18 protein-coding genes are annotated in these 21838 nt (G+C 72.5%); 9 read left to right on the plus strand and 9 right to left on the minus strand.

Going from position 1 to position 21838, the window contains the following annotated elements; translation table 11 throughout:
• Positions 1–380 precede the first annotated feature (380 nt).
• The 6 genes from AB0F72_RS23615 to AB0F72_RS23640 form a co-directional block, all read right to left on the minus strand.
• The gene (locus AB0F72_RS23615; protein ID WP_360435335.1) at positions 381–1448 is read right to left on the minus strand and encodes a glycosyltransferase family 2 protein; all 1068 of its coding nucleotides are present in this window, start codon (positions 1446–1448) and stop codon (positions 381–383) included.
• Entirely contained in the window at positions 1448–2209 is a 762-nt protein-coding gene (locus tag AB0F72_RS23620; protein ID WP_360435337.1) for a carotenoid biosynthesis protein, read from the minus strand. The genes AB0F72_RS23615 and AB0F72_RS23620 overlap by 1 nt, the downstream gene beginning before the upstream one ends.
• Positions 2206–2769, minus strand: a complete 564-nt coding sequence (locus AB0F72_RS23625; protein WP_360435103.1) for a GNAT family N-acetyltransferase — start codon at positions 2767–2769, stop codon at positions 2206–2208. Before AB0F72_RS23625 ends, AB0F72_RS23620 begins: the two co-directional genes overlap by 4 nt.
• 2 nt (positions 2770–2771) lie before the next feature.
• Positions 2772–3425, minus strand: a complete 654-nt coding sequence (locus tag AB0F72_RS23630) for a monooxygenase (RefSeq protein ID WP_360435105.1) — start codon at positions 3423–3425, stop codon at positions 2772–2774.
• A gap of 89 nt (positions 3426–3514) precedes the next feature.
• The gene (locus AB0F72_RS23635) at positions 3515–4327 is read right to left on the minus strand and encodes an SDR family NAD(P)-dependent oxidoreductase (RefSeq protein WP_360435107.1); all 813 of its coding nucleotides are present in this window, start codon (positions 4325–4327) and stop codon (positions 3515–3517) included.
• A gap of 11 nt (positions 4328–4338) precedes the next feature.
• Positions 4339–5529, minus strand: a complete 1191-nt coding sequence (locus AB0F72_RS23640; RefSeq protein WP_360435109.1) for an MFS transporter — start codon at positions 5527–5529, stop codon at positions 4339–4341.
• Positions 5530–5597: 68 nt separating this feature from the next.
• Here AB0F72_RS23640 and AB0F72_RS23645 point away from each other — a divergent pair, with 68 nt between their 5' ends.
• From AB0F72_RS23645 to AB0F72_RS23685, 9 genes are all read left to right on the plus strand, one after another.
• Positions 5598–6590, plus strand: coding sequence for a helix-turn-helix domain-containing protein (locus AB0F72_RS23645; protein ID WP_360435111.1), 993 nt, complete (start codon positions 5598–5600; stop codon positions 6588–6590).
• Between the two features lie 591 nt (positions 6591–7181).
• Positions 7182–7586 (plus strand): SAV_6107 family HEPN domain-containing protein, encoded by a 405-nt coding sequence (locus tag AB0F72_RS23650; protein ID WP_051042409.1) that lies wholly within the window; start codon positions 7182–7184, stop codon positions 7584–7586.
• 227 nt (positions 7587–7813) lie between these two features.
• On the plus strand, positions 7814–8713 hold the full coding sequence (locus AB0F72_RS23655) for a hypothetical protein (RefSeq protein WP_360435113.1): 900 nt from the start codon (positions 7814–7816) through the stop codon (positions 8711–8713).
• A complete protein-coding gene (locus tag AB0F72_RS23660) occupies positions 8713–10497 on the plus strand; it encodes a DNA polymerase Y family protein (RefSeq protein ID WP_360435115.1) in 1785 nt (594 codons plus the stop codon). Before AB0F72_RS23655 ends, AB0F72_RS23660 begins: the two co-directional genes overlap by 1 nt.
• Positions 10498–10508: 11 nt before the next feature.
• Positions 10509–13838, plus strand: a complete 3330-nt coding sequence (locus AB0F72_RS23665) for an error-prone DNA polymerase (protein WP_360435117.1) — start codon at positions 10509–10511, stop codon at positions 13836–13838.
• Between the two features lie 35 nt (positions 13839–13873).
• Complete coding sequence (locus tag AB0F72_RS23670; protein ID WP_360435119.1) at positions 13874–14230, plus strand: SSI family serine proteinase inhibitor; 357 nt, start codon at positions 13874–13876, stop codon at positions 14228–14230.
• 19 nt (positions 14231–14249) lie between these two features.
• Entirely contained in the window at positions 14250–14993 is a 744-nt protein-coding gene (locus tag AB0F72_RS23675; protein WP_360435121.1) for a methyltransferase domain-containing protein, read from the plus strand.
• Positions 14990–16165 (plus strand): alkaline phosphatase family protein, encoded by a 1176-nt coding sequence (locus AB0F72_RS23680; protein ID WP_360435123.1) that lies wholly within the window; start codon positions 14990–14992, stop codon positions 16163–16165. The genes AB0F72_RS23675 and AB0F72_RS23680 overlap by 4 nt, the downstream gene beginning before the upstream one ends.
• A 226-nt stretch (positions 16166–16391) precedes the next feature.
• On the plus strand, positions 16392–16781 hold the full coding sequence (locus AB0F72_RS23685) for a DUF3040 domain-containing protein (RefSeq protein ID WP_360435125.1): 390 nt from the start codon (positions 16392–16394) through the stop codon (positions 16779–16781).
• Between the two features lie 282 nt (positions 16782–17063).
• On the opposite strand, the gene AB0F72_RS23690 is transcribed toward AB0F72_RS23685, so the two are convergent.
• Genes AB0F72_RS23690 through AB0F72_RS23700 form a run of 3 tightly spaced genes read right to left on the minus strand, consistent with a single transcriptional unit; the run spans position 17064 to position 21780 of the window.
• Entirely contained in the window at positions 17064–19511 is a 2448-nt protein-coding gene (locus tag AB0F72_RS23690; protein ID WP_360435127.1) for a DUF3488 and transglutaminase-like domain-containing protein, read from the minus strand.
• Positions 19508–20806, minus strand: coding sequence for a DUF58 domain-containing protein (locus AB0F72_RS23695; protein ID WP_360435339.1), 1299 nt, complete (start codon positions 20804–20806; stop codon positions 19508–19510). Before AB0F72_RS23695 ends, AB0F72_RS23690 begins: the two co-directional genes overlap by 4 nt.
• Before the next feature lie 2 nt (positions 20807–20808).
• A complete protein-coding gene (locus tag AB0F72_RS23700) occupies positions 20809–21780 on the minus strand; it encodes a MoxR family ATPase (protein WP_360435341.1) in 972 nt (323 codons plus the stop codon).
• Positions 21781–21838: the final 58 nt, after the last annotated feature.

A 21838-nucleotide genomic window follows, 5' to 3' on the forward strand; every position in this document is an offset into this window, starting at 1 on the left:
CCTACGGGCCGCCCCAGCGGCAGCCCACCACCCACCCGAACCGAATCACCAGCCACTGCCCACGAGCAGCCAACCCCAAAAACCAACAGGCTCCATGGCAGGGATGAAGGCACACGAACCGCTTCGGTGTGCCCTCGCCTCTGCTGGTGCGGAGTTCCGTGTGCCGCTGTCCCCGCTGGCGGATGCTTCCGTGCGCCCTCATCGACGCACGGGAGCGGCACACGGGCGACAAGTCCGAAATGTCACCCGGTGGAGAGCGCGCGCGAAAGCTGATTGCGCGCACCGGCAGCTAGCCACGCGCCCACCAGGAGTGACGTCGCGGCCAGGCCACGGGAGCGGGGCGGGTGCTGGCGAGGCCACCCGCCCAGGCGCGGAAAAGCCTAAACCGGCCGCCCCCGCCACTGGAGCGACCTGCGTCGTCTCAAGTGGAACGACCGGACGATCAGCCCCGCGAACACCACCACCGACACCGGATGCAGCAGCGGATCGGGGAACAGGCGACCACCCGTCACCGCCGCGCTGAGCACCCGCCCGATCACGCCGAGCGCGTAAGCGGCCACCGCCCACCATCCCATCATGAACAGGAGCGGCGGCGACGCGTACAGGAGGAGAAGCGGGACCACGACGGCGGCCGCGCCGATCGCGGAGCCGAAGGACGCCCAGAGCGATTTGCCGTAACCGTCGGCCAGCTCGCGCCACGAGTCGTACATCCGGCAGGTGGCCAGCCCCGACCCGTCCGCCAGCGCGATCCGGCCGCCGGAGCGTTTCACGGCGCGGGCCAGCCCGATGTCCTCCAGGATGTCGTCGCGAACAGCGGCGTGCCCGCCGGCCCGGTGGTACCCGGCTCGGTCCAGGACCAGCCACTGCCCGCCGGCCGCGGCGAGGGACGGGCGCGGGGAGCGTTCCATGGCGCGCAGCGGCAGGAACGTGAGCCAGGACCATTGCAGAAGCGGTTGCACCAGCCGCCCGGAACCGACAATTCGAGGGTACGGCGACAGCAGCGTCACCCCGGCCTCCCGCAGCAACGTGACAGCACCGGCGATCGCGTCGGGTTCGAGCACGACGTCGGCGTCGACGAAGACCAGCACGTCCACGTCACCGGCCGCGTCGGCGAGCTGCTGACAGGCGTGGGGTTTGCCCAGCCAGCCGGCCGGCGGCTCGACCCCGCGACGCAGGCGCACGCGGTCACCGGCCACCGAGCGGACCACGTCCGCGGTGCCGTCGGTGGAGCCGTCGTCGAGGACGTGGATCGTCAGGTCGGCCACGCCGCGCTGGGCCAGCAGGGACTCCAGGCAGGGCGTGACGCGACGGGCCTCGTTGCGCAGCGGCAGCAGGACGGCGACGCGCTCGCCGGAGACCGCGTCGCGGCGCGGGCGGCGCAGCAGCAGCGCGTTGACCGCGGTGTGCACGGTGAGCAGCAGCAACGGGACGAGCAGGACCCAGCCGATCACACCAGTGTCCGGATCGGACGGCGGAGACGCGTGAGCAGCGGCAGGACTGCCGCGCCCATCAGCACCCCGCCCCACGCCGCCGACGCGGGCAGGCCGAGGAAGACCGCGTGGGCGAGGACCGACGAGGCGTACGTCCAGAGCCAGAGGGCCAGCATCGGAGTGTCAGCGGGATCCGGTTCGGTGACGCGCGAAGCGGTGGCGAGGGCCGTCATGAGCAGCAGCGCGAATCCGAGCCAGCCCAGATAGTTGCCGATCGGGATGCCGGGCACGCCGGGCAGGGCGGGTACCGGGTCGTGCCAGCGCCAATATCCCTCGGCCACCATCTGCGGGTCCAGGAAGAGGTCCCAGGTGGCGAGCCCGGCCGCGGCCAGGACGATCCGCGGGAGGCGGGCGCGTGTCACCCGTACCGCGGCGAGCCATGCCGGCCAGGCCATCCAGGTCCAGGCCAGCGGGATGATCAGTGGGACGCCGAGGATCTTCGGGCCGAGTTCACCGGAGTAGTCGTACGTGCCGAAGGGGAAGCCCGTCGCCACCCCGATCGCCTCCACCGCGAACCCGCCCAGCGTCGCCGTGCCGACCAGCGCGAGAGCCGCTCGCCGGCCACGGGTCAGCAGCGCGTGCGACACGGACAGGAGCACGCCGATCAGCACGGTGGTGACGGTCAGGCCGGCCCGCAGGTCGCCGGACGTCAGCGGGTAGCAGATCTGCGCGAGGATCAGGCCGCCGAGCAGCCACCACGGGAGGAGTCTCGTGCTCAGTGTCTCTCCTCGGCCAGCCGGTCGGCGAGTGGCAGCTCCCGCCCGAGGATCGCGAAGGCCCGCTCGTCACCGGGGAAGTAGAAGCTGCGCAGCACGTCGGTGAAGCCGAACGTCCGGTACAGCCGCCACGCCCGGGACGCCTGCTCGTCGGCCTCCGGTGTGGACAGCAGGACGGTCCGGCCCTTCGCCATCGCGAGCAGGGCGCGGAGCTGGCGGGAGCCGAGGCCGTGCCCCTGGGCGGCCGGGCGCACGTGCAGTTCGACGACCTCGAAACAGTCCGGCAGCCAGTGCTTGCGGCCGGGCTCGTCCAGCCCCGAGCGGACCTGGTCGTGCCACCACTGGCCGGGCACTGAGGTGTAGCCGTACCCGAAACCGGCGAGCCGGCCCTCCGGGGTGAGCGTCGCGACCGCGCGGAAACCGGGCCGGCGCACGTGGGAGCCGATGTAGCCGCGGCGGGTCTGCAGCAGCTCCGGCCGGTAACCCATCGCCTCTCCGTAGACCGCGACCACGTCGTCGAGCCGTCGCAGCAGGTCGTCCGGCTGCCAAGCAACGAGCCTCATGCTTACGTATGCTCCCATCCCAGGACGGACCGGTCGCCGCTGATGTCGAGCACCGCGAAACGGGCGAAGAGCTCCTCGGCGTACCAGCGGTCTGTCGGGGTGCGGGCGATCGCGGCGCGGTGCTGCGGCTGACGGTACGCGAACGCGGTCAGGTCCGTGGCGCTGCGCCACACGCTCACCGTGCCCTGCCAGCCGATCGGCGCCTCGCCGATGCCGAACCGGGCGAGCAGGCCGGGCGCGGACGCGAGTTCCCGGGCGATCGGGGGGACGGCGGTCCAGAACCGCAGGGCGCGGGTGGGACGCAACCGGGCCCGGGTGATCGCCAGCAGCGGGCCGTCCGCTTTCCGCCCGGTCGGCTGGAACGGCTCCCGGCCGGACCATCGGCCGCGGCTGACCAGGGGTTCCAGGTCGACGCGGGCCTGTGCCACGGCGATGGCGTCCCAGGACGGGTATCGCACCGGACTGTGGCTGACCGTGATCGCGGCCCAGCGGGTCAGGTCGGAGTCGCCCGGTCCGAACGTGAGCCCGGTGCCCGTACCCAGGAATTTGGCGAAATCGACCCCGGGCAGATCGCGCCGGGCGAAGGCCATGCGCAGCATGGCGGTGCCGACGGCACGGCGCGGGATGCGCCAGACGTGCAGGCTGACCAGATCCATCGTCGGTGCGGTCAGGCGACCGGCGCGGTGACGCCCGCGCTCTCCAGGGCGTCGCGGACCGCCGTCACGTTGGGGTGGTTCTGCATGATCTATCCCGTCGCCTCGGCGCTTCTCTCCCAGAGCTTGGCAGCCAGCGCGTCGTCGCGAGCGTGCGGGGCGGGCGTGGCCGGTTTGTCCCGGCCCACGTAGTAACCGCCCTGGACCAGGTCGGCCGCCGGTGCGGTGGCCAGCCAGACCAGCAGCTCGCCGGCTTTCTCCGGGGTGACCAGGCCGGGCGCGTACTTGTAGAAGAACCGCACCATGCGGCCGACGCCGAAGTTGCTGCGCACCACGCCCGGGTGGAACGACACACTGGTGATGTCGGGCCAGCGGCGGGCCGCCTCGGCCGCGAAGAGGATGTTGGCCGCCTTGCCGGCGCCGTAGGCCTGCCACGCGCGGTATTTCTCCGGGTCGCCGGCGAGCCGGTCCGGATCGGGTTTCCCCTGCACGTGCGCGCGGGACGCGGTGTTCACCACCCGGCCGTCGCGCAGCCGCTCCCGCAGCAGGTTGGTCAGCAGGAACGGCGAGAGGTGGTTGCCCTGCATCGTCGCCTCGAACCCGTCGGCCGTCCGCCGGTACTCGCCGACCATGCCACCGGCGTTGTTCGCCAGCACGTCGATCCGGGGCAGGCTGGTCAGCAGGTGGTCGGCCAACGCGCGTACCTCGGCGAAGGATTCGAAATCGGCGCGGAAGCGCCCCGGCTCCCGTCCGCCGCCCGCCTCGCGCACCCGGGCGACAGCGGCCGCCAGGCGCTCCGGGTTCCGGCCCACCAGCACGACGTCGTCGCCCAGAGCCGCGAACTGCTCGGCGGCGGCGAGCCCGACACCCGAGCTGCCGCCGGTCACCACGATGGTTCGTCCCACGCTGCCTCCTCCTATGCCGGTGCCATGGTCGCACGCTTTTCCAGCGCCGTCCCTCTCCGCAGCGCGGGGGCCAAGGCGAGAGTCACCATGATCGACGCGACCGCCATCACGGCGATCGCGGTGCCCGGCGCGGTGTACTCGGCCACCGTCCCGGCCAGCGCCGCGCAGACCGCCTGCATGGTCAGCATCCCGGAGGTGTGCAGGCCCAGCGTCTGCCCGCGAGCGTCCGGCGGGGTGATCGCGACGAGACCTTCCTGCAGCAGCAGCGTCGAGCAGTAGCCGACCGACGCGATCGCGGCGGCGAACGCCGCGATCGGCAGCGCCGGATCAAGAGCGAAGAGCAGATAGGGTACGGCGAGAAGCAGTCGCAGGAAGGGCGCGAGTCGCGTCCGCCACGACGGGGTGAGGTACCGCCCGGCCAGCACGTCACCGGCGAGCATGCCGGCCGCCGCTGCCGACAGCAGGATCCCGGCACCCGACGGTGACCAGGGGACGAAAAGCGCCTCACAGCCGACGATCAGGCCGTTCGGGATCCACAGGGCGAGGTAGATCGGGCGTACCCCGGGAATCGCCCACAAGCGACGGTTGACCCGCCAGGTCTGTGCCACCGAAGGCCGTCCCGCAGCGCGCGGAGCGCGCCGGGACAGGCCGAACCGGGCCACCGCGGCCGCCAGGAGATGCAGGCCCGCGCCGGCCAGCAGGGTCTGTCCCGGCGAGAGCACCACCACCAGCAGGCCACCCGTGGCGAAGCCGGCGATCTGCATGGTGCCGGTGGAGATGTTCAGCGCGGAGCGGCCCAGCAGGTAGGCCCGCTCCGGCACGATCTCGGTGAGCAACCCGCCCCGGACACCGCCGGCGACCGAGCCGGCCAGACCCATGCCCAGCAGCACACCGAAGACGACCACGGTCGGCGGCGTGGTCGAGAGGATCGCCACCAGGGTGGCGGTGACCAGGGCCAGGCCGCTGATCGCGGCGCGCGGCGGCAGCCGGTCCGCGGCCGAGAGCAGCAGCGTGGCGCCGGCCAGCTGAGCCACCGAGGGTCCGAACATGCTCAGCGCGGAGAGGAGCGGCGAGCCGGTGCTGCGGTAGACGGCGGTGGCGAGGGCCAGGCCGGTCACCGTGCTCGCGGCGTTCTGCACGCAGGCCGTGGTGAAGAGGGCGGTGAACTCGCGGTTCCGGAACAGATCGCGATAGGTCTGCATGGCCGCTGAGTCTTCGCCGGACTCAGCGCTCCCGGTTAATGTTTCGCACAGGCGCGAAAGGTGGGGTCGTGGGCTGGTGGAACGTGGACGCCGACACCCTGGCCGGCAGCCGGTTCGTGCGGTCGCCGCTGGCCGAGACGCTCGCCGTGCTGATCCGGTTGCATCGCGGGGCGGCGGAGTCGCCGGTAGAGCTCCTGAGCGGGCATCGGGACGCGCACCGGGCGTACCGGGCGCGGCTCGCCGCCGATCCGGTCGACGCCGCGCTCGTCGACGCCGTCTTCCGGCCCCGGTGGATCGCCGACTTCGTCTCACCCGCCCCGTCCCTGGTGGAGACGAGCTTCGCGGAGGAGGCCGAGGCCGTCCGGGCGGCGACGCCGGCACAGGTACGGGAGGACCTCGCCGTGGCGTTCACCGCCGGGCGATCCGCTGTCATGCCGGACTCCTCGCCGTTCGCCGAGCTCTCCCGGCGGGTGGATCTCGGTGAGCGGATGGCGGATCTGCTGGCCTGGGTGTGGCGGAGCGCCGTGGAGCCGGACTGGGCGCGGCGCGGGCGGCTTCTCGAGGCGGACATCCTGGCCCGTACCCGGCAGCTCAGCCTGGGTGGCTGGGCGGCCGCGCTCGATCGGATGCGGGACGGGATGCGCTGGCTCGGCGAAGGGCGGCTGCAGATCAACGCGTTCGACTATCCGCCGCACGACATCTCCGGGAACCGTCTGCTGTTCGTGCCGGTGACCATGACCAACGGCTGGGTGGCCTGGTCGGCCGACCGATACGCGGTGATCTACCGGTGTTCCGGGCTGCTCGCCGGCACCGGCGCCACCGCGGCCGGCGCGCTGGAGCGGCTGATCGGGGCCGGGCGGGCGCGGGTGCTGGTGGAGCTGGATCCGCCGAAGAGCACGACGCAACTGGTGGCGATCACCGGGCAGGGGCTGGGTTCGGTGGGACGGCATCTGAAGGTCCTGCTGGAGGCCGGTCTGGTGCTCCGGCGGCGGGCGGGGCGGAGTGTTCTGTACGCGCGTACGCCCGCCGGCGACGCCGTGGTGGCGGCGTCTTCGGGGTGATTTGTCCCCTCGCCCGCCCATTCGATCATCCGTTCGAAAAAGTCCGCGCCGAGGCGTGCTGAAGGTTGCGGTTTTGTCGTAGGGGAGTGTTAGTCTCTGCTGTAGTTAGAACGGATGTTCGAACCCGCTTCGGCGGCTCGGGCCGTTCGTTCTGCTCCGGGAGCGTGTTTCGCGGCTCGCCTCCCGGGTGTGGCGCCCGCGAAGCGCCGCACGTGAGATCCGGGTATTCGCGGACCCGGATCCGCACATGGCAGGCCGTCGCTCGCCGCCTCCGACCCCCGGTGGCGGGCGGCGGACCCGCCGGCAGTGCGGTGCCGGCCGGGTGTGGTGTGGGGAAGCTCTGCACCCGGCCGGCGAGCACGCACGGTGTCACCCGCTGCGTCTTCCTCCGCGGCACTCGGTTCGACCACACGTCGGATGCGGAACAGGCGAGGAGAAACGAGCATGGCGAGCACCACGGCCGGCCCGGCCCTGGGCCTGGCCCCCGGGTTGTCACAGACGCCCGGCGCGGCCGGCCCGGCTCTGACCCCCGGGCTGTCACAGGCACCCAGCGCGACCGGCAAGGCGGAGACGCCTGCGATCCCGGCGCACATGCTGCCGCACCGCACACCGGCTCAACTGCTGGCGATCGCCCGCGCGGGCTTGATCGAGGCATCGCACACCACACCTGACGGACTTCGCTATGCGGCGGCGCACCTCGCCGCCCTGCGCGCGGCTGCCGCCCTGCTGGCGGCGAGGGCCAGACCGGCGGCCTCGTCCGGCCGGCGCGCGCGGGCGACGAGTGTCTGGTCGCTGCTCTCCCTGGTGGCCCCCGAGTTCAGCGACTGGGCCGGCTATTTCGCGCTCGGCGCGGGCAAGCGCGCGGCCGCCGAGGCGGGGATTCCCCGGGTGGTGAGCGCCCGGGAGGCCGACGACCTGTTGCGGGCGGCCGAGCAGTTCGTGACAGTGGCCGAGTCGTCGCTCGGCATGACATATCAGCCGCCGCTGGCAGCGTGACTCGGCTGACATGCCGCCGGCCGCGGTCGGCGGGACGAATCGGCATTGCTCGTCGGCCGCGGCCGACGGGATGAATCGGCGTTGTGCGCCGGCTGCCGCCGGCGGGGTGAATCGGCATGACATACCGGCCGGCGGCGGGGGATCGCTGCCCGTGGCCGGGTGGGTGAGTGCTGCCCGCGGCTGGGCGGGTGAGTGGGTGATCGCAGCGGGTTAGAGCGGGGCATGACGTGGCGGGGCGCATGATCAGTAATGCGGCTGCCCTTGCGGGGATGGTCCGGACGGCTACCGGGACCGATGAACCGGGGGCGCACCGGATGCTGCCGGTCGCGCCCGAGCTGAGCGGGCTGCTTCCCGGGCGGGGGCTGCGCCGGGGAAGCACGGTGTCGGTGGACACCGGACGGGCCGCGCCGGCCGGCGGTGGCACCTCGCTGATGCTGGCGCTGCTCGCCGCCGCGTCCCGGTCCGGGTCCTGGTGCGCGGTCGTCGGCGTGCCGGCGCTGGGTGCGCTCGCCGCCGCCGAGAGCGGCATCGCCCTGGAACGGCTCGCCCTCGTGCCGCACCCCGGACCGGACTGGCCCACCGTGGTCGCCGCCCTGATCGACGGGGTGGACGTGGTGGTGACGGCGGTTCCCGGGGCGGTCTCGGCGTCGATCGTGAGCCGGTTGGCGGCACGGGCGCGGCAGCGGGGAAGTGTGCTCGTCCCGTTCGGCGAGTGGTCCGGCGCGGACGTCACGCTGCGGGTGGGCGACGGCCGCTGGGAAGGCCTCGGCAACGGCCGGGGGCGGCTGCGGCGTCGCGAGGTGACGGTGACGGCCCGGGGGCGCGGCGCGGCTGCCCGGCCCCGCGAGATCACGATGTGGATGCCGGGCGTGACGGCCCACGCGGCAGCGTTCCCGGCGGCCCGCGCTGACCGGCCCGCTGCGCCGCAACCCGCTGCTGCCTCGGTGGCTTCGGGGAGTGGTGTGCGGGCCGGTGCTGTGCCGACGGGTCCCTCGAAGTGGGCGGATGCTGCCGATTCGTCCGCTTCGTCCCCTGTGGACCCTCGTGCCGGCGGCGGTGAGCTCGTGCGCGGCGGCGACCGTGCGACCCGGGCGCTGCGTCTCGTGGAGACCGGGGAGGGCGCCTAGTGGAGACGGCCGTTCGGGCGTTGCTGGTCTGGTGTCCGGACTGGCCGATCGTCGCTGCGGAGATCGTGGACGGGGTTCCGGCTGACGCCCCCGTTGTGGTGCTCTTCGGGAACCGGGTGCTGGCGTGTTCGGAAGCGGCTCGGCGCGAGGGCATCCGGCGCGGGCTGCGACGGCGTGAGGCGCAGAGTCGCTGTCCGCATGTGATCGTGGTGGAGCACGATCCGGGGCGGGACGCCCGGGCGTTCGAGCCAGTGGTGGCGGCGATCGAAGAGGTGGTGGCCGGCATCGAGGTGATCCGGCCCGGCGCGTGTGCGGTGGCGGCGCGCGGGCCGGCTCGGTACTTCGGGAGCGAGGAGGCCGCGGCGGAGCGGATCGTCGAGCAGGTGGCCCAGGCGTGCGCTGTGGAGAGCCAGGTGGGGATCGCCGACGGGGTGTTCGCGGCGGGGATCGCGGCGCGGACCGGGGTGGTCGTCGCGGCGGGGGAGACACGGGAGTTCCTGTCACCCGTACCCGTGTCGGCTTTGGAGAAGCCGGACCTGGCCGACCTGCTGAAGCGGCTGGGGGTGAAGACGCTCGGGCAGTTCGCGGCGTTGCCGGCCAGCGACGTGCTCACCCGGTTCGGGTTCGAGGGGGCGCTGGCGCATCGACTGGCGTCCGGTTCCGATCATCGGCCGCTCGCGGTGCGGCAGCCGCCGCCGGACGTGGCCGTCGAGGAGAACTACGACGAGCCGCTGGACCGGGTGGACATGGCCGCGTTCGCCGGGCGGGCGCTCGCCGAGCGGCTGCACGAACGGCTCGCCGCGCACGGCCTGGCCTGCACCCGGCTCGGGGTCGAGGCGGTCACCGCGGACGGTCAGGAGCTGTACCGGGTGTGGCGGCACGACGGCGTGCTCACCTCGGCCGCGATCGCCGAGCGGGTGCGCTGGCAGCTGGACGGCTGGCTCACCGGCGCCCGGCGCGGCGGGGGGAACGGGCCCACCGCGGGACTGGTCCGGCTGCGCCTGGTGCCGGACGGCGTGATGGTCCATCTCGGACTTCAGCCCGGTCTCTGGGGAGAGGCGGGCGCGGAGCGGGAGCGCGCGCATCGCGCGTTCAGCCGGGTGCAGGGTCTGCTCGGGCCGGAATCGGTGGTGACGATGGTGCTGGATGGCGGGCGGTCGGCGGACGACCAGGTCCGGCTGGTGCCCTGGGGTGACGAGCGGGAGCCGTCCCGGCCGGCGGCGCCGCACCGCGAGCCGATTCCCGGGATCGTGACCGAGCCGCTGGTCGGGAAGATGGCCTCGGTGACGCATCTGCGCCCGATCCAGGTGCTGGACACGGCCGAGAACCTGCTGATCGAAACCAGACCTGTCCAGGACGCCGGGGGCCAGAGCCCCAGGAGCCAGAGCGCCGCCAGCAAGAGCGTCAGGAACCGGGGGGCCAGGAGCCGGAGCGCCAGGGGCAAGCCCGCGCTGCCGCCGTGGCCGGGGCGGATCCCGCGGCCGTCGCCGGCGATCGTGCTGCCGGAACCGCTGCCCGCCGTGGTGCGGGACGCGGACGGGCATCCGGTCGGTGTGAGCGCCCGCCTGGAGCTGACCGGGACGCCGGCGACGCTGACAGTGGGAAAAAGCGCTGAGAAAGGCGTGATCACCGGCTGGGCCGGGCCGTGGCCGATCGACGAGCGCTGGTGGGCGCCGGAGGAGGCGCGGCGGCGGGCCCGGTTCCAGGTGACGACCGAGGACGGGCGGGCGCTGCTGCTCTCCCTCGCGCAGGGCCACTGGCGCGTGGAAGCGATCTATGACTGACGGGGTGGAACATGGGTTTTTACAACCCCGACGTGCCGTGGGCCCAGCTGGAGCGGGCACTGAGCGGTGGCGGGCCGGCGGTCGTCGACCCGCTGGCGATCGACGGTGACGGCGGCGACTCGCCGGCCTGGAGCCGCAAGCGTGAGCCGTACCGCGCGGCGCCGGGACTGGTCCGGGCCGAGAGCGCGACGCCGTACGCGGAGCTGCACTGCCACACCAACTTCAGCTTCCTCGACGGCGCGAGCCACCCGGAGGAACTGGCCGAGGAGGCGGCCCGCCTCGGCCTGTCCGGGCTGGCCGTCACCGATCACGACGGCTTCTACGGCGTGGTCCGCTTCTCCCAGGCGGCCCGCGAGCTGAACCTGCCGACGATCTTCGGCGCGGAGTTGTCGCTGGAGCTGACCAAGCCGCAGAACGGCGAGCCGGATCCGGAGGGCGCCCACCTGCTCGCGCTGGCGCACGGCCACGAGGGGTACGCCCGGCTGGCCCGGGTGATCTCGCAGGCGCACCTCCGCGGCGGTGAGAAGGGCAAACCGGACTACGGAAGCCTGGAGCAGGCCGCCGAGGTGCTGAAGGATCACGTGCTGGTACTGACCGGCTGTCGCAAGGGGACGGTCCCGCTGGCCCTGGCCACGCACGGTCCCGAGCGGGCGGCGTACGAGCTGGACCGTCTCGTCGACCTGTTCGGCGCCCCGAACGTGGCAGTGGAACTGAGCGACCACGCCGACCCGAGCGACGGCGACCGCAACGACTACCTCTTCGCGCTGGCCCGCAGCCGCAGGCTGGAGGTGGTGGCGACGAACAACGTGCACTACGCGACCCCGTCCCGCCGCCGGCTCGCGACAGCCCTCGCCGCGGTCCGGGCCCGGCGCAGCCTCGACGACATGGACGGCTGGCTGCCCGCGGCCGGCGCCGCCCACCTGCGCAGCGGTGACGAGATGGCCCGCCGGTTCGCGGATTACCCGGGCGCGGTGGCGAACGCCGCGATGTACGGCGAGGACCTGGCGTTCAACCTGGACCTGGTCGCGCCCCGGCTGCCCGACTATCCGGTGCCGCCGGGGCACACCGAGATGAGCTGGCTGCGCGAGCTGACCATGCGGGGCGCCCGGGAGCGTTACGGCGACGACAACCGCCGCGCCTATGAGCAGCTGGAGTATGAGCTGAAGATGATCGAGGAGCTGGGTTTCCCCGGATATTTCCTGGTCGTCTACGACATCGTGGAATTCTGCCGGCAAGAGAAGATCTACTGCCAGGGCCGCGGCTCAGCCGCCAACTCGGCCGTCTGTTACGCATTGCGCATCACCAATGTGGACGCGGTCCGCTACAACCTGCTCTTCGAGCGCTTCCTCGCCCCGGAACGCGACGGCCCGCCGGACATCGACGTCGACATCGAGTCCGACCGGCGTGAGGAGGTCATCCAGCACGTCTACGCGAAATACGGCCGCGAGCACACCGCGCAGGTCGCCAACGTGATCTCCTACCGTCCCCGGTCGGCGGTGCGGGACATGGCCCGGGCGCTCGGTTTCTCGCCGGGCCAGCAGGACGCCTGGAGCAAGCAGATCGACCGCTGGGGTGACGTCGCGACGACCGACAACGACATCCCGGACAGCGTCGTCGAGGCCGCCAACGAGGTGCAGAACTTCCCCCGGCACCTCGGCATCCACTCGGGCGGCATGGTGATCTGCGACCGGCCGATCATCGAGGTCTGCCCGGTGGAGTGGGGCCGGATGCCGGGCCGCTCGGTGCTGCAGTGGGACAAGGACGACTGCGCCGCCGTCGACCTGGTCAAGTTCGACCTGCTCGGGCTCGGGATGCTGTCGGCGCTGCACTACGCGTACGACATGATCGACGACGAGCTCGATCTGGGGACGATGCCGCTGGACGACCCCGAGGTCTACGCGATGCTCTGCCGGGCCGATTCGGTCGGCGTCTTCCAGGTGGAGAGCCGCGCGCAGATGGCCACGCTGCCCCGGCTCAAGCCCCGCGAGTTCTACGACCTGGTGATCGAGGTGGCGCTGATTCGTCCCGGACCGATTCAGGGCGGTTCGGTTCACCCGTACATCAGGCGGAAGAACGGCCTGGAGGCGCCCAGCGTGCCGCATCCACGCATGGAGAACGCGCTGGCCAAGACGCTCGGGGTGCCGCTCTTCCAGGAGCAGCTGATGCAGCTCGCGATCGATGTCGCCGGTTTCGATCCGTCCGAAGCCGATCAGTTGCGCCGGGCCATGGGCTCCAAAAGATCGATAACAAAGATGGAGAGGATCAAAACCAGACTGTACGAGGGGATGGCCGCCAACGGGATCACCGGTGAGCTGGCCGACGACCTGTTCCACAAGCTCTCCGCGTTCGCCAGTTACGGCTTCCCGGAGAGCCACGCGATGAGCTTCGCGTACCTGGTCTACGCGAGCGCCTGGCTGAAGCGGTACCACCCGGCGGCGTTCTGCGCGGCGCTGCTCAACGCGCAGCCGATGGGCTTCTACTCCCCGCAGTCCCTGGTCGACGACGCGCGGCGGCACGGCGTCGAGGTGCGCCGGCCGGACATCAACCGCAGCGGCGCCGCGGCGACCTTGGAGACTACACCGGCGAGCCGCCGGAAATCCGAGCCGGGGGAGCCTCCGCACGCGTGGGGACTGCACGGCCCGGCCGTCCGGCAAGGGCTTTCCAGCATTCGTACGATCGGAGCGGAGCTCGCCGAGAGGATCGAGATAGAACGGCGCGACCATGGTCCGTACCGGTCAATGACGGATCTTGCCCGGCGGACCGGCTGCTCCACCACGCATCTGGAGGCGCTCGCCACCGCTGACGCGTTCGCGAGTTTCGGCCTGTCCCGCCGGGAGGCGCTCTGGGCGGCCGGCGCCGCCTCCCAGGACAAGCCGGACCGGCTGCCCGGCACGGTGACCGGCATCGACGCCCCGATGCTGCCCGGCATGAGCGAGGTGGACGTGCTGGTCGCCGACGTCTGGGCGACCGGCCTGTCGCCGGACACGCATCCGGCCCGGTTCCTCCGTGCCCAGCTGACGGAGTCCGGCGCGCTGCCGATATCGGAGTTGCCGCAGGTGGAGGCGGGCACCCGGATCCGGGTCGGCGGGATCGTCACCCATCGGCAGCGGCCGGCGACGGCGGGCGGGGTGACGTTCGTGAACCTGGAGGACGAGACCGGGATGCTCAACGTGACCTGCTCGCCGGGCCTGTGGCAGCGGTACCGGCGGGTGGCCCGGAGCAGCACGGCGCTGCTGGTGCGCGGACGACTGGAGAAGGTGGAGGGCGTGCTCAACCTGGTCGCGGACCGGCTGGAGGAGGTGACGCCGCCGGTCAAGCCGGCATCGCGGGATTTCCGATAAATTGTACCTTTTATCGGCTTTCTCGGGAGTGCCCCATGATCCGTACTCTGATCGCTCTTCTCGCGGCCGGCGTCGCACTCGCCGACGGCAAGCCGGGCGGTGACCTCACGCTGACCTACATGGCGGACGCCGGGTTCGCGTCGGCCGTCAAACTCACCTGCGATCCGGACGGCGGCGGCCATCCGAAGACCGCCGAGGCGTGCGCCACGCTGCGCGAGATCGACGCCGACCCGGACCGCCTACCGGCCGGCGACAAGCTCTGCATCCTGCTCTACCAGCCGGTCACCGCGGAGATCAAAGGCGTCTGGCGCGGGCGGGAGGTGTCGTGGCGGCAGACCTACGGCAACACCTGCGAGATGAACCGTGCAACGGGTGTCCTGTTCCGGTTCTGACGGTCGCTAGGCTGCCGGGGTGGAAACTTCTGCGCGCACCGGACGTCCGCTCGTCACGGCCCGCAACGCCGCGGTCTGGGCCGTCCTCCGCAAGGAGCTCGACAGGCACGCCGGAAAGACACTGACCGTTCTCGACGTCGGCGGCGGGACCGGGGGATTCGCCGTGCCGCTCGCCGAAGCCGGGCACACCGTCACGGTGATCGATGCGAGCCCCGACGCGCTCGCCGCGCTGACCCGCCGGGCCGCCGACGCGGGCGTCGCCGAGCGGATCCGGGCCGTGCAGGGCGACGGCGACGCGCTCGCCACGCTCGTCGATCCCGGCAGCGCCGACCTGATCCTCTGCCACGCGGTCCTGGAGGTCGTCGACGATCCGGCCAAGGTCGCCAGCGCGATCGCGGCCGCGCTGCGTCCCGGCGGCGCGCTGAGCCTGCTGGTCGCCGGCCGGGCCGCCGCCGTCCTGGCCCGGGCCGTGAACGGTCATCTGCGTGCCGCCGCCGCGCTGGTCACCGATCCGGCGGGCCGGGCCGGCCCGCGCGACACCCTGCTGCGCAGGTTCGACGCGGCCGGGGCCACCGCGTTGCTCACGGCCGCGGGTCTCACGGTCGAGCAGACCCATGGGGTACGGGTGGTGACCGACCTGCTTCCGGCGACGGTCCTCGAGGACGACCCGCAGGCCGTGCTCGAACTCGAACTCGAACTGAGCTCCCAGCCGCCGTTCCGGGACATCGCGTCGCAGTTGCACCTGTTCGCCCGCCGGTCATGATCGTCCCGGACGACGGTCTGCCGGCCGACGCGCTGCGGATCGTCCCACCGGCGTACGGCACGGGCAGCCTCGCCGACCTGCTGCCCAGCGTGTCGGCGGTGCTCGGCGTGCCCGGCGCCACCGACGTCCTCGGGCTGGGCGCGCGGCTCGACGGGGTCGATCGGATCGGTGTGCTGCTCGTGGACGGGCTGGGGGCGTACCAGATGCCGCTGGTCGCCAGGCACGCGCCGGTCCTCGCCGATCTCGCCGCCGGTGGCGGGGGTCATGCCGGCACGCTGACCGCCGGGTTCCCGTCGACCACCCCGGTCAGCCTGGTCACGCTCGGCACCGGAACGCCGCCCGGCGCGCACGGCGTGCTCGGGTTCACGGTGCGCCGCCCGGACGGCCGCACCCTGACCCACATCGCCTGGGGCGACGACCCGGATCCGCGTGAGTGGCAGCCGGTGCCGACCCGGCTGGAGACCGCCGCGGCGGCCGGGGTCGCTGTCACCGTGGTGAGCAGGTCCGCGTTCGAGGGCAGCGGGCTGAGCCTCGCCGCCAACCGTGGCGGCCGCTATACCGGCGCCGACGACGGTGACGCCGTCGCCGAGGGGATGCTCGCCGCGCTGCGGCGCTCACCGGGCCTGGTCTACGGCTACCACCCGGACCTCGACCACTACGGCCACGAGGACGGCATCGACTCGCTGAGCTGGCAGGCCGCGGCCCGGGGCGTCGACCGGATCCTGGACCGGATCCTGCACGGCCTGCCGCCGAACGCCGCGCTGCTCGTCGTCGCCGACCACGGCCAGCTCAACGTGCCGTCCGCCGGCCGTTACGACATGGCGGACATTCCGGCGCTGCGGGACGGTGTGGTCGCGGTGACCGGTGAGCCGAGGGTGCGCTATCTGTACGCGGCCGGCGGCGCCGTCCCCGACGTGATCGACAACTGGCGGGGCGTGTTCGGCGCCGACGCCCGGGTGCTGACCCGCGACGAGGCGATCGGCGAAGGCTGGTTCGGGCCGGTTCCGCCCGCGCACGCCGGTCGGATCGGGGACGTCGTGGTGTTCTGCCAGGGGCGCGCCGTGGCTGTCGCCTCCGGGTGGGAGCCGGTCAAGGCCGGACAATTGGTGGCGTACCACGGCTCGGCCACCGCGGCCGAGATGACCATCCCGCTGCTGGTTCACTCCCGGTGATCGACACCACTCGGTGGAGTGATGACACCCTTCAGTCGGTCTTTTGGGACGAACCAATCTTGGGGGCACGGAAAATCACCCGCACTCGGCGGTCGTCCGGCTTTCCGACCCGCCAACCCGCTCGTAGACTTGCGTGATAAGGCAGCCGACGGCTGCCCCGCATCACCACACCTGCACCACCGCCGGCCCGGAATTCGGAGCCGGACAGCGCCCGGGGAGGAATGCCGTGCCGCTCTCGGAGCACGAGCAGCGGCTGTTCGATCAGATCGAGCGGTCGCTTGCCGAGGACCCCAAGTTCGCCTCGGCTGTGCGGGCCAGCGACCCGCGTTTCCACGCACGGCGCCGGCTCCTCATCGCCGCGTTCGTGATCGTCCTTGGTCTCGCCCTCGTCGTCTACGGAACGGTCAGCCAGACCACGTGGCTCGGCGTGGCCGGCTTCGTCGTCATGCTCGGCTCGGCCGCCTTCGCGATGCAGTCGCGACGCCGCAGCCAGGCCCCCGACCTGAAATCGGTCGGCGGCACCGCGACACGCCGGACGAGGCAGGGCGACCGCCGGGGCGGCCTCATCGACCGTCTCGAGGACCGGTGGCGTCAGCGGCCGGAGGGTCATCGCTGACCAGCCGAGCCGGCTGACAGGCCGGCTCCCGACGAACGGCGGCCGGTGACCGGCCGCCTTCGTCATATCCTCATGCCGTCGCCCGGCCGCGGCTGATCGCCCGCTGGGTGCTGCGCGACCGCTGGGTGTTGTGCGCCCGCTGGGTGTTGTGCGACCGCTGGGTGTTGTGCGCCCGCTGGGCGCCGCGCCGGCGGGTGGCGCGCTGCGAGGGCTCGCGGCGGGGCGGTGACGTTGAGGGTGGGAGGCCGCTGACGGTGCAGCGGCCTCCCACCCTCGGTGCTGTCAGCGGGCTCGGGACAACAAGCGCCGCGGGTTGAAGCGCCCAGCAGACTCCCGCCACCGGCTCATCGCCTCGGCCGCCCGCGCCGACTTTTCAGTGATGCCCAGACGCCAGCTGAGCAGCACCGACGGGGGCAGCAGGGACGCGCGTGCCTTCGTACGGAAAGTGGCCGTCGAGGCCAGCCCGTCCCGCACCTGGTGCAGCGCCGCGGAGAGCTCCGCCCCCTGCAACGGCTGCCGGGCGTACCGTGCGCGTTCCTCGGCCCGGCCCAGCAGAGTCGCCGCCGAGGCCGGCTCGCCGGACAGCAGGGTGTCCTTGACCAGGCGCTGGGTGGTGACCCGGGGCGTCTCGGTCGGATCCACCGGGACCTGGAAGTCGATCATCGTGTCGATGAGCTCGTCCCAGGCGGCGTGGGCGTCCTCGCGGGCGCGGGTGGACTCCGTGGTGACAGTGATGCCGGAGACGCCGCCGGACGCGGCGGTCACCACCGGTGCCGGGCCGCCCGTGGTCGCGGTGTGGCGCCGGCGGCGGAGCAGGACCCGCAGGAACGCCGGGACCAGCAGGAGCGCGATCAGCAGGGCGATGCCGACCGCCACGAACAGCGGCGTCCACGAGCCGTCGTCCGGCACGACGCCCTCGTCGATCGCGGACGTGGCGCCGTCGTTCGCCAGCTCGGGGCGCTCGACGCGGCCGGGTGCGGCGGACGACTCGCTGCCGGGTGCGGCGGCGCCGGTCGAGGCGGACGCCTCCGGCTCGGGGCGTTCCACGTCGGGCGCCCACGACGAGCGGGCGGAGCCCTGCACGCTGGCGGCGGGTGTCGCGTCGAACGGGACCCACCCGAAACCGTCCAGGTAGACCTCGGTCCACGCGTGCGCGTTCCGGTTGGTGATCTGGAACGTGTTGTCGGGCAGCGCCGTCCCGCGGGTGAAGCCGAACGCCACCCGGGCCGGGATGCCGGCGGCCCGGACCATCCAGGTCATCGCCGCCGCGTACTGCTGGCAGTAACCGACCTTGTTCTCCAGGAACGCCGCGATCTCCGAGGCGTTCCCGTTGTTCAGCGTGGACATCTGGTACCGGAAGCCGTTCTCCGACGAGAACGAGTCGTAGATGGCCCGTACCTTGTCGTAGTCGGTGTCCTCGCCGCTGGTCAGCTCGTCGACCTTCTTCTGCACGGCCGGGTCGGCGGGCGCGGCCGTGTACTGCTGGTACAGCGGGTTGTTCTCGGGCAGCGGCGGCGCGGTCCGCAGCTGCGCGGCGGTGTACCGCGGGCGCAGGTAGTTGATCGTGTACTGCTGGTTGCCCGTCGTGGTGCGACCGGAGTAGATCACCTGCTGGCCGTCGTCGTACGACCAGTTGCCCTTGATGCCCTCCACACCCGTCGGATAGGTGTAGACCGGCAGCATGTTCTGCCGCAGCGCGTCGCTGACCTCGATCGCGGCCTGGTACTCGGTGTAGGTCGCCCGCTCGGACGATCCCAGCGTCGCCGGGTTCGGCAGGCCCTCGTTCAGCGAGTCGCCGCGCGGCGTGGTGTAGCCGACGCCATCCGCGTTGAGCACGTCAGCCACGCCGAAGCGCAGGTAGAACGGCTCTTTCTCGTTCGTCCGCACCTTGATGAGGTTGACGGTCGTGTTCTGGTTGAGCTGGCCGCTGAGCGCGGCGAACAGGTTGATCCGCCCGTTCCCGGCGCCACCGGGCCCGGAGCCGATCCCGCTGCCGGTCTGGGTGAGCCGGGTGAGCAGGCCACCGGAGACGGTCGGGACGGCGAGCGGCAGCAGCACCGCGACGAGCACGCCGACCACGCCGAGCCGGCGACCGGCCGAGGCGAGCGGTGACGGCTCCCAGACGTCGACGTCACGGCCGTCGCCGGTGAAGCGGCGGCCGAACCGGCGGACCCGGTCGACGTTGTCGGCGACGAGCAGCCACAGGTACCCGAACGCGCCGATGATGAACGGGAACACCGGCACGCTGTCCAGGTAGACCGCGACCGGGATCGAGTAGATCGCGAGCATCGGCAGCCCGGCGAGGGCCGGGCGGCGGAACACCGCGGTGAGCAGGTCGACCACGATCGCGACAGCGCCGATGCCGAGGACCGCCACGAACTGCAGGCCGTCCCGGTCCGGGACGGGCACGCCGTACGACCGGGTGTCCTCCCCGGCCTGCCGGATCAGCTCGGCGAAGTGGGTGAACGTCGCCGGCTGCGGGATCAGGATCTCTTTGCCGCTCGGGAAGATCCAGGTGAGCGCGAGCGCCAGCGCGACGACCATGCTCACGGTCTGTGCCCAGGTCGGGAACCTGAGGGTACGGGCGGCGACCGCGGCCCCGGCGATCAGCATGACCGCGAGCAGGCTCTGGAACAGCCAGGTCCAGGTGTCGAAGATGGCCGACAGTGGCGCTGCCGCGAGAAGCGTCGCGCACGCCGCGATCAGCCCGAGTCGACGCCGCCCGGTCATCGGTTCACCCCGCTCACGGTCTCGGCCATCGCCGCGCGGTACGCGAAGCCCTGCGAGCCCCGGGCCACGGCGGGCCAGAGCGCGGGCAGGGTGTCGCCGTGTGTCACGGGCACCGATTTCCAGCCGCTGCGGACCAGCGCGAGCGAGGCCGCCGCGTGCTCGCGGTCGGCGTCCTGCCGGTCCCCGTTGGTCATCGGCACCCAGGTGGAGCTGTCGATGGCGAACCCGACGCAGGTGGCGCCGTTGCCGCGCAGGCCGGTGAGCACCTCCGCCTCGGCCACCGTGAGCGCGCCGAACAGGCCGATCACGAGGCCCCCGTCGGAGCGCCGCCGGACCTGCTCGACAAGCACCGAGACGTCGCCGTTCGGGCTGAGCTTGACGTCGGCCAGGGTATCCAGGATCAGTCCTTCCCCACCGGCTTCCGAGGCGTCCAGATCGACGCCGGTGCCGGTGACCAGGCGCAGCTTGTAGCCGGACTGGCGCAGGTGCATGGCGATGCTGGCGGCCGCGGAGACCGCCCATTCGAAGCTGGCGGTGGGCCCCTCGCCGCGGTGCGCGTGCAGCCGGGTGTCCAGGACCACCGTGGCCCGGCTCTCCCAGGGCTGCTCCTCGCGGCGGACCATCAATTCACCGGTACGGGCGGTCGAGCGCCAGTGGACCCGCCGGAGGTCGTCGCCGCGCCGGTACTCCCGGGTGGCCGCGTCGTCCTCGCCGTGCACCGCCACCGACCGGGCCCGGCTCTCGCCGGTGCCCGCGTACTCGCCCGCGAGGCGCACCCGGGGGAGCTGGGTGACCTGCGGGATCACGATGAGCTTGTCGACCGAGGGGAACGAGCGGTTCAGCTCGCAGAGGCCGAACGGGTCGGTCAGCCGGATCATCAGCGGGCCGATCGGGTACCGCCCGCGGACGTCGGCGCGCACCGTGTACGCCACCGAGCTGGCCTGCTGCGCGCCGAGCCGCTCCAGCACGACCCGCGGACGGCTGCCCAGCGCGTACGGCAGGCGGTCCTCCAGGAGCATCGTGCCGGTGGGCAGCCGGGACAGGTTCTGCAGCCGCAGGATCACCCGCGCGCTGGAGCCGACCGGGGTCCGGACCGGGTCCAGCGAGCGGGTGCACGCCAGCTTGTAACGGCTGCGTCCGACGTACCACGCGGCGAGCATCGGCAGCGCCGCCAGCAGCACCGCGACCCGCAGGAGGTCACGCTCGCCGAGGATCAGCGCCGAGACCGCGGCCGCGAGACCCGCGGCCAGGAACGAGCGGCCGCGCGTGGTGAGTCCCCGCAGCGCCTCCCGCATTCTCACCGCCCCCGTGACTCGTACGACGTCGACGTACGTCCGTCACGGGTGTCGTACGGATTGCGGGCGCGGTCGTGCGGCAGCGGCAGCCGGTGCACGATCTCCGACACGATGGTGTCGGTGGTACGCCGGTTCAGCTGCGCGTCCGCGGTCGGGATGATCCGGTGCGCGAGCACCGGCACCGCGAGCGCCTGCAGGTCGTCCGGGAGCACGTAGTCCCGGCCCTCCAGCGCGGCGACCGCCTTCGCGGTGCGCAGCAGCTGCAGGGTGGACCGCGGCGAGGCGCCGAGACGGATCTCCGGCGCTTCCCGGGTCGCCGTGACCAGGGCGATCGCGTACTGCTGGACGGCCTCGGCGGCGTGCACGTCACGAGCCGTGGCGATCAGCCGGCGGACCATGGCGGCGTCGGTGACGGCGCGCAGGTCGTTCAGCGGGTCGTGGTCACCGTGCCCGCTGAGCATGGCGAGCTCGGCGCGCGGGTCCGGGTAGCCCATCGCGATCCGGGCGGTGAACCGGTCCCGCTGAGCCTCGGGAAGGGGGTAGGTGCCCTCCATCTCGATCGGGTTCTGCGTCGCGATCACCATGAACGGCGCCTGCAGCTCGTACGTCGTGCCGTCGACGGTGACCTGCCGCTCCTCCATGCACTCGAGCAGCGCGGACTGCGTCTTCGGCGAGGCCCGGTTGATCTCGTCGCCGACCACCAGGTTGGCGAACACGGCGCCCGGCTTGAACTCGAAGTCCCGCGTCTCCTGGTTGTAGACGCTGACGCCGGTGACGTCGCTGGGCAGCAGGTCGGGCGTGAACTGGATCCGGCGCACCGAACAGTCGATGGACCGGGCGAGCGCCTTGGCGAGTTTCGTCTTGCCGACGCCCGGCACGTCCTCGATCAGCAGGTGTCCCTCGGCGAGCAGCACCGCCAGCGCCAGCCGCACCGTGGCGCTCTTGCCCTCGATGACCTGCTCGATGTTGGCCATGATGGCGTGCGTCGCGGTGGCGAACTCAGCGCTCGTCAGCGGGCCGGTTGGCTCGCCC

The organism is Actinoplanes sp. NPDC023936 (assembly GCF_040639325.1).
Classification (GTDB): domain Bacteria; phylum Actinomycetota; class Actinomycetes; order Mycobacteriales; family Micromonosporaceae; genus Actinoplanes.

Excerpts from the sequence above, each read along its gene's own strand:
- AB0F72_RS23690 (WP_360435127.1), bottom strand. The coding sequence starts at position 19,511 with ATGACCGGGCGGCGTCGACTCGGGCTGATCGCGGCGTGCGCGACGCTT.
- AB0F72_RS23650 (WP_051042409.1), top strand. The coding sequence starts at position 7,182 with ATGCTGCCGCACCGCACACCGGCTCAACTGCTGGCGATCGCCCGCGCG.
- AB0F72_RS23695 (WP_360435339.1), bottom strand. The coding sequence starts at position 20,806 with ATGCGGGAGGCGCTGCGGGGACTCACCACGCGCGGCCGCTCGTTCCTG.
- AB0F72_RS23670 (WP_360435119.1), top strand. The coding sequence starts at position 13,874 with ATGATCCGTACTCTGATCGCTCTTCTCGCGGCCGGCGTCGCACTCGCC.
- AB0F72_RS23700 (WP_360435341.1), bottom strand. The coding sequence starts at position 21,780 with ATGGCCAACATCGAGCAGGTCATCGAGGGCAAGAGCGCCACGGTGCGG.
- AB0F72_RS23640 (WP_360435109.1), bottom strand. The coding sequence starts at position 5,529 with ATGCAGACCTATCGCGATCTGTTCCGGAACCGCGAGTTCACCGCCCTC.
- AB0F72_RS23630 (WP_360435105.1), bottom strand. The coding sequence starts at position 3,425 with ATGGATCTGGTCAGCCTGCACGTCTGGCGCATCCCGCGCCGTGCCGTC.
- AB0F72_RS23665 (WP_360435117.1), top strand. The coding sequence starts at position 10,509 with ATGGGTTTTTACAACCCCGACGTGCCGTGGGCCCAGCTGGAGCGGGCA.
- AB0F72_RS23680 (WP_360435123.1), top strand. The coding sequence starts at position 14,990 with ATGATCGTCCCGGACGACGGTCTGCCGGCCGACGCGCTGCGGATCGTC.
- AB0F72_RS23625 (WP_360435103.1), bottom strand. The coding sequence starts at position 2,769 with ATGAGGCTCGTTGCTTGGCAGCCGGACGACCTGCTGCGACGGCTCGAC.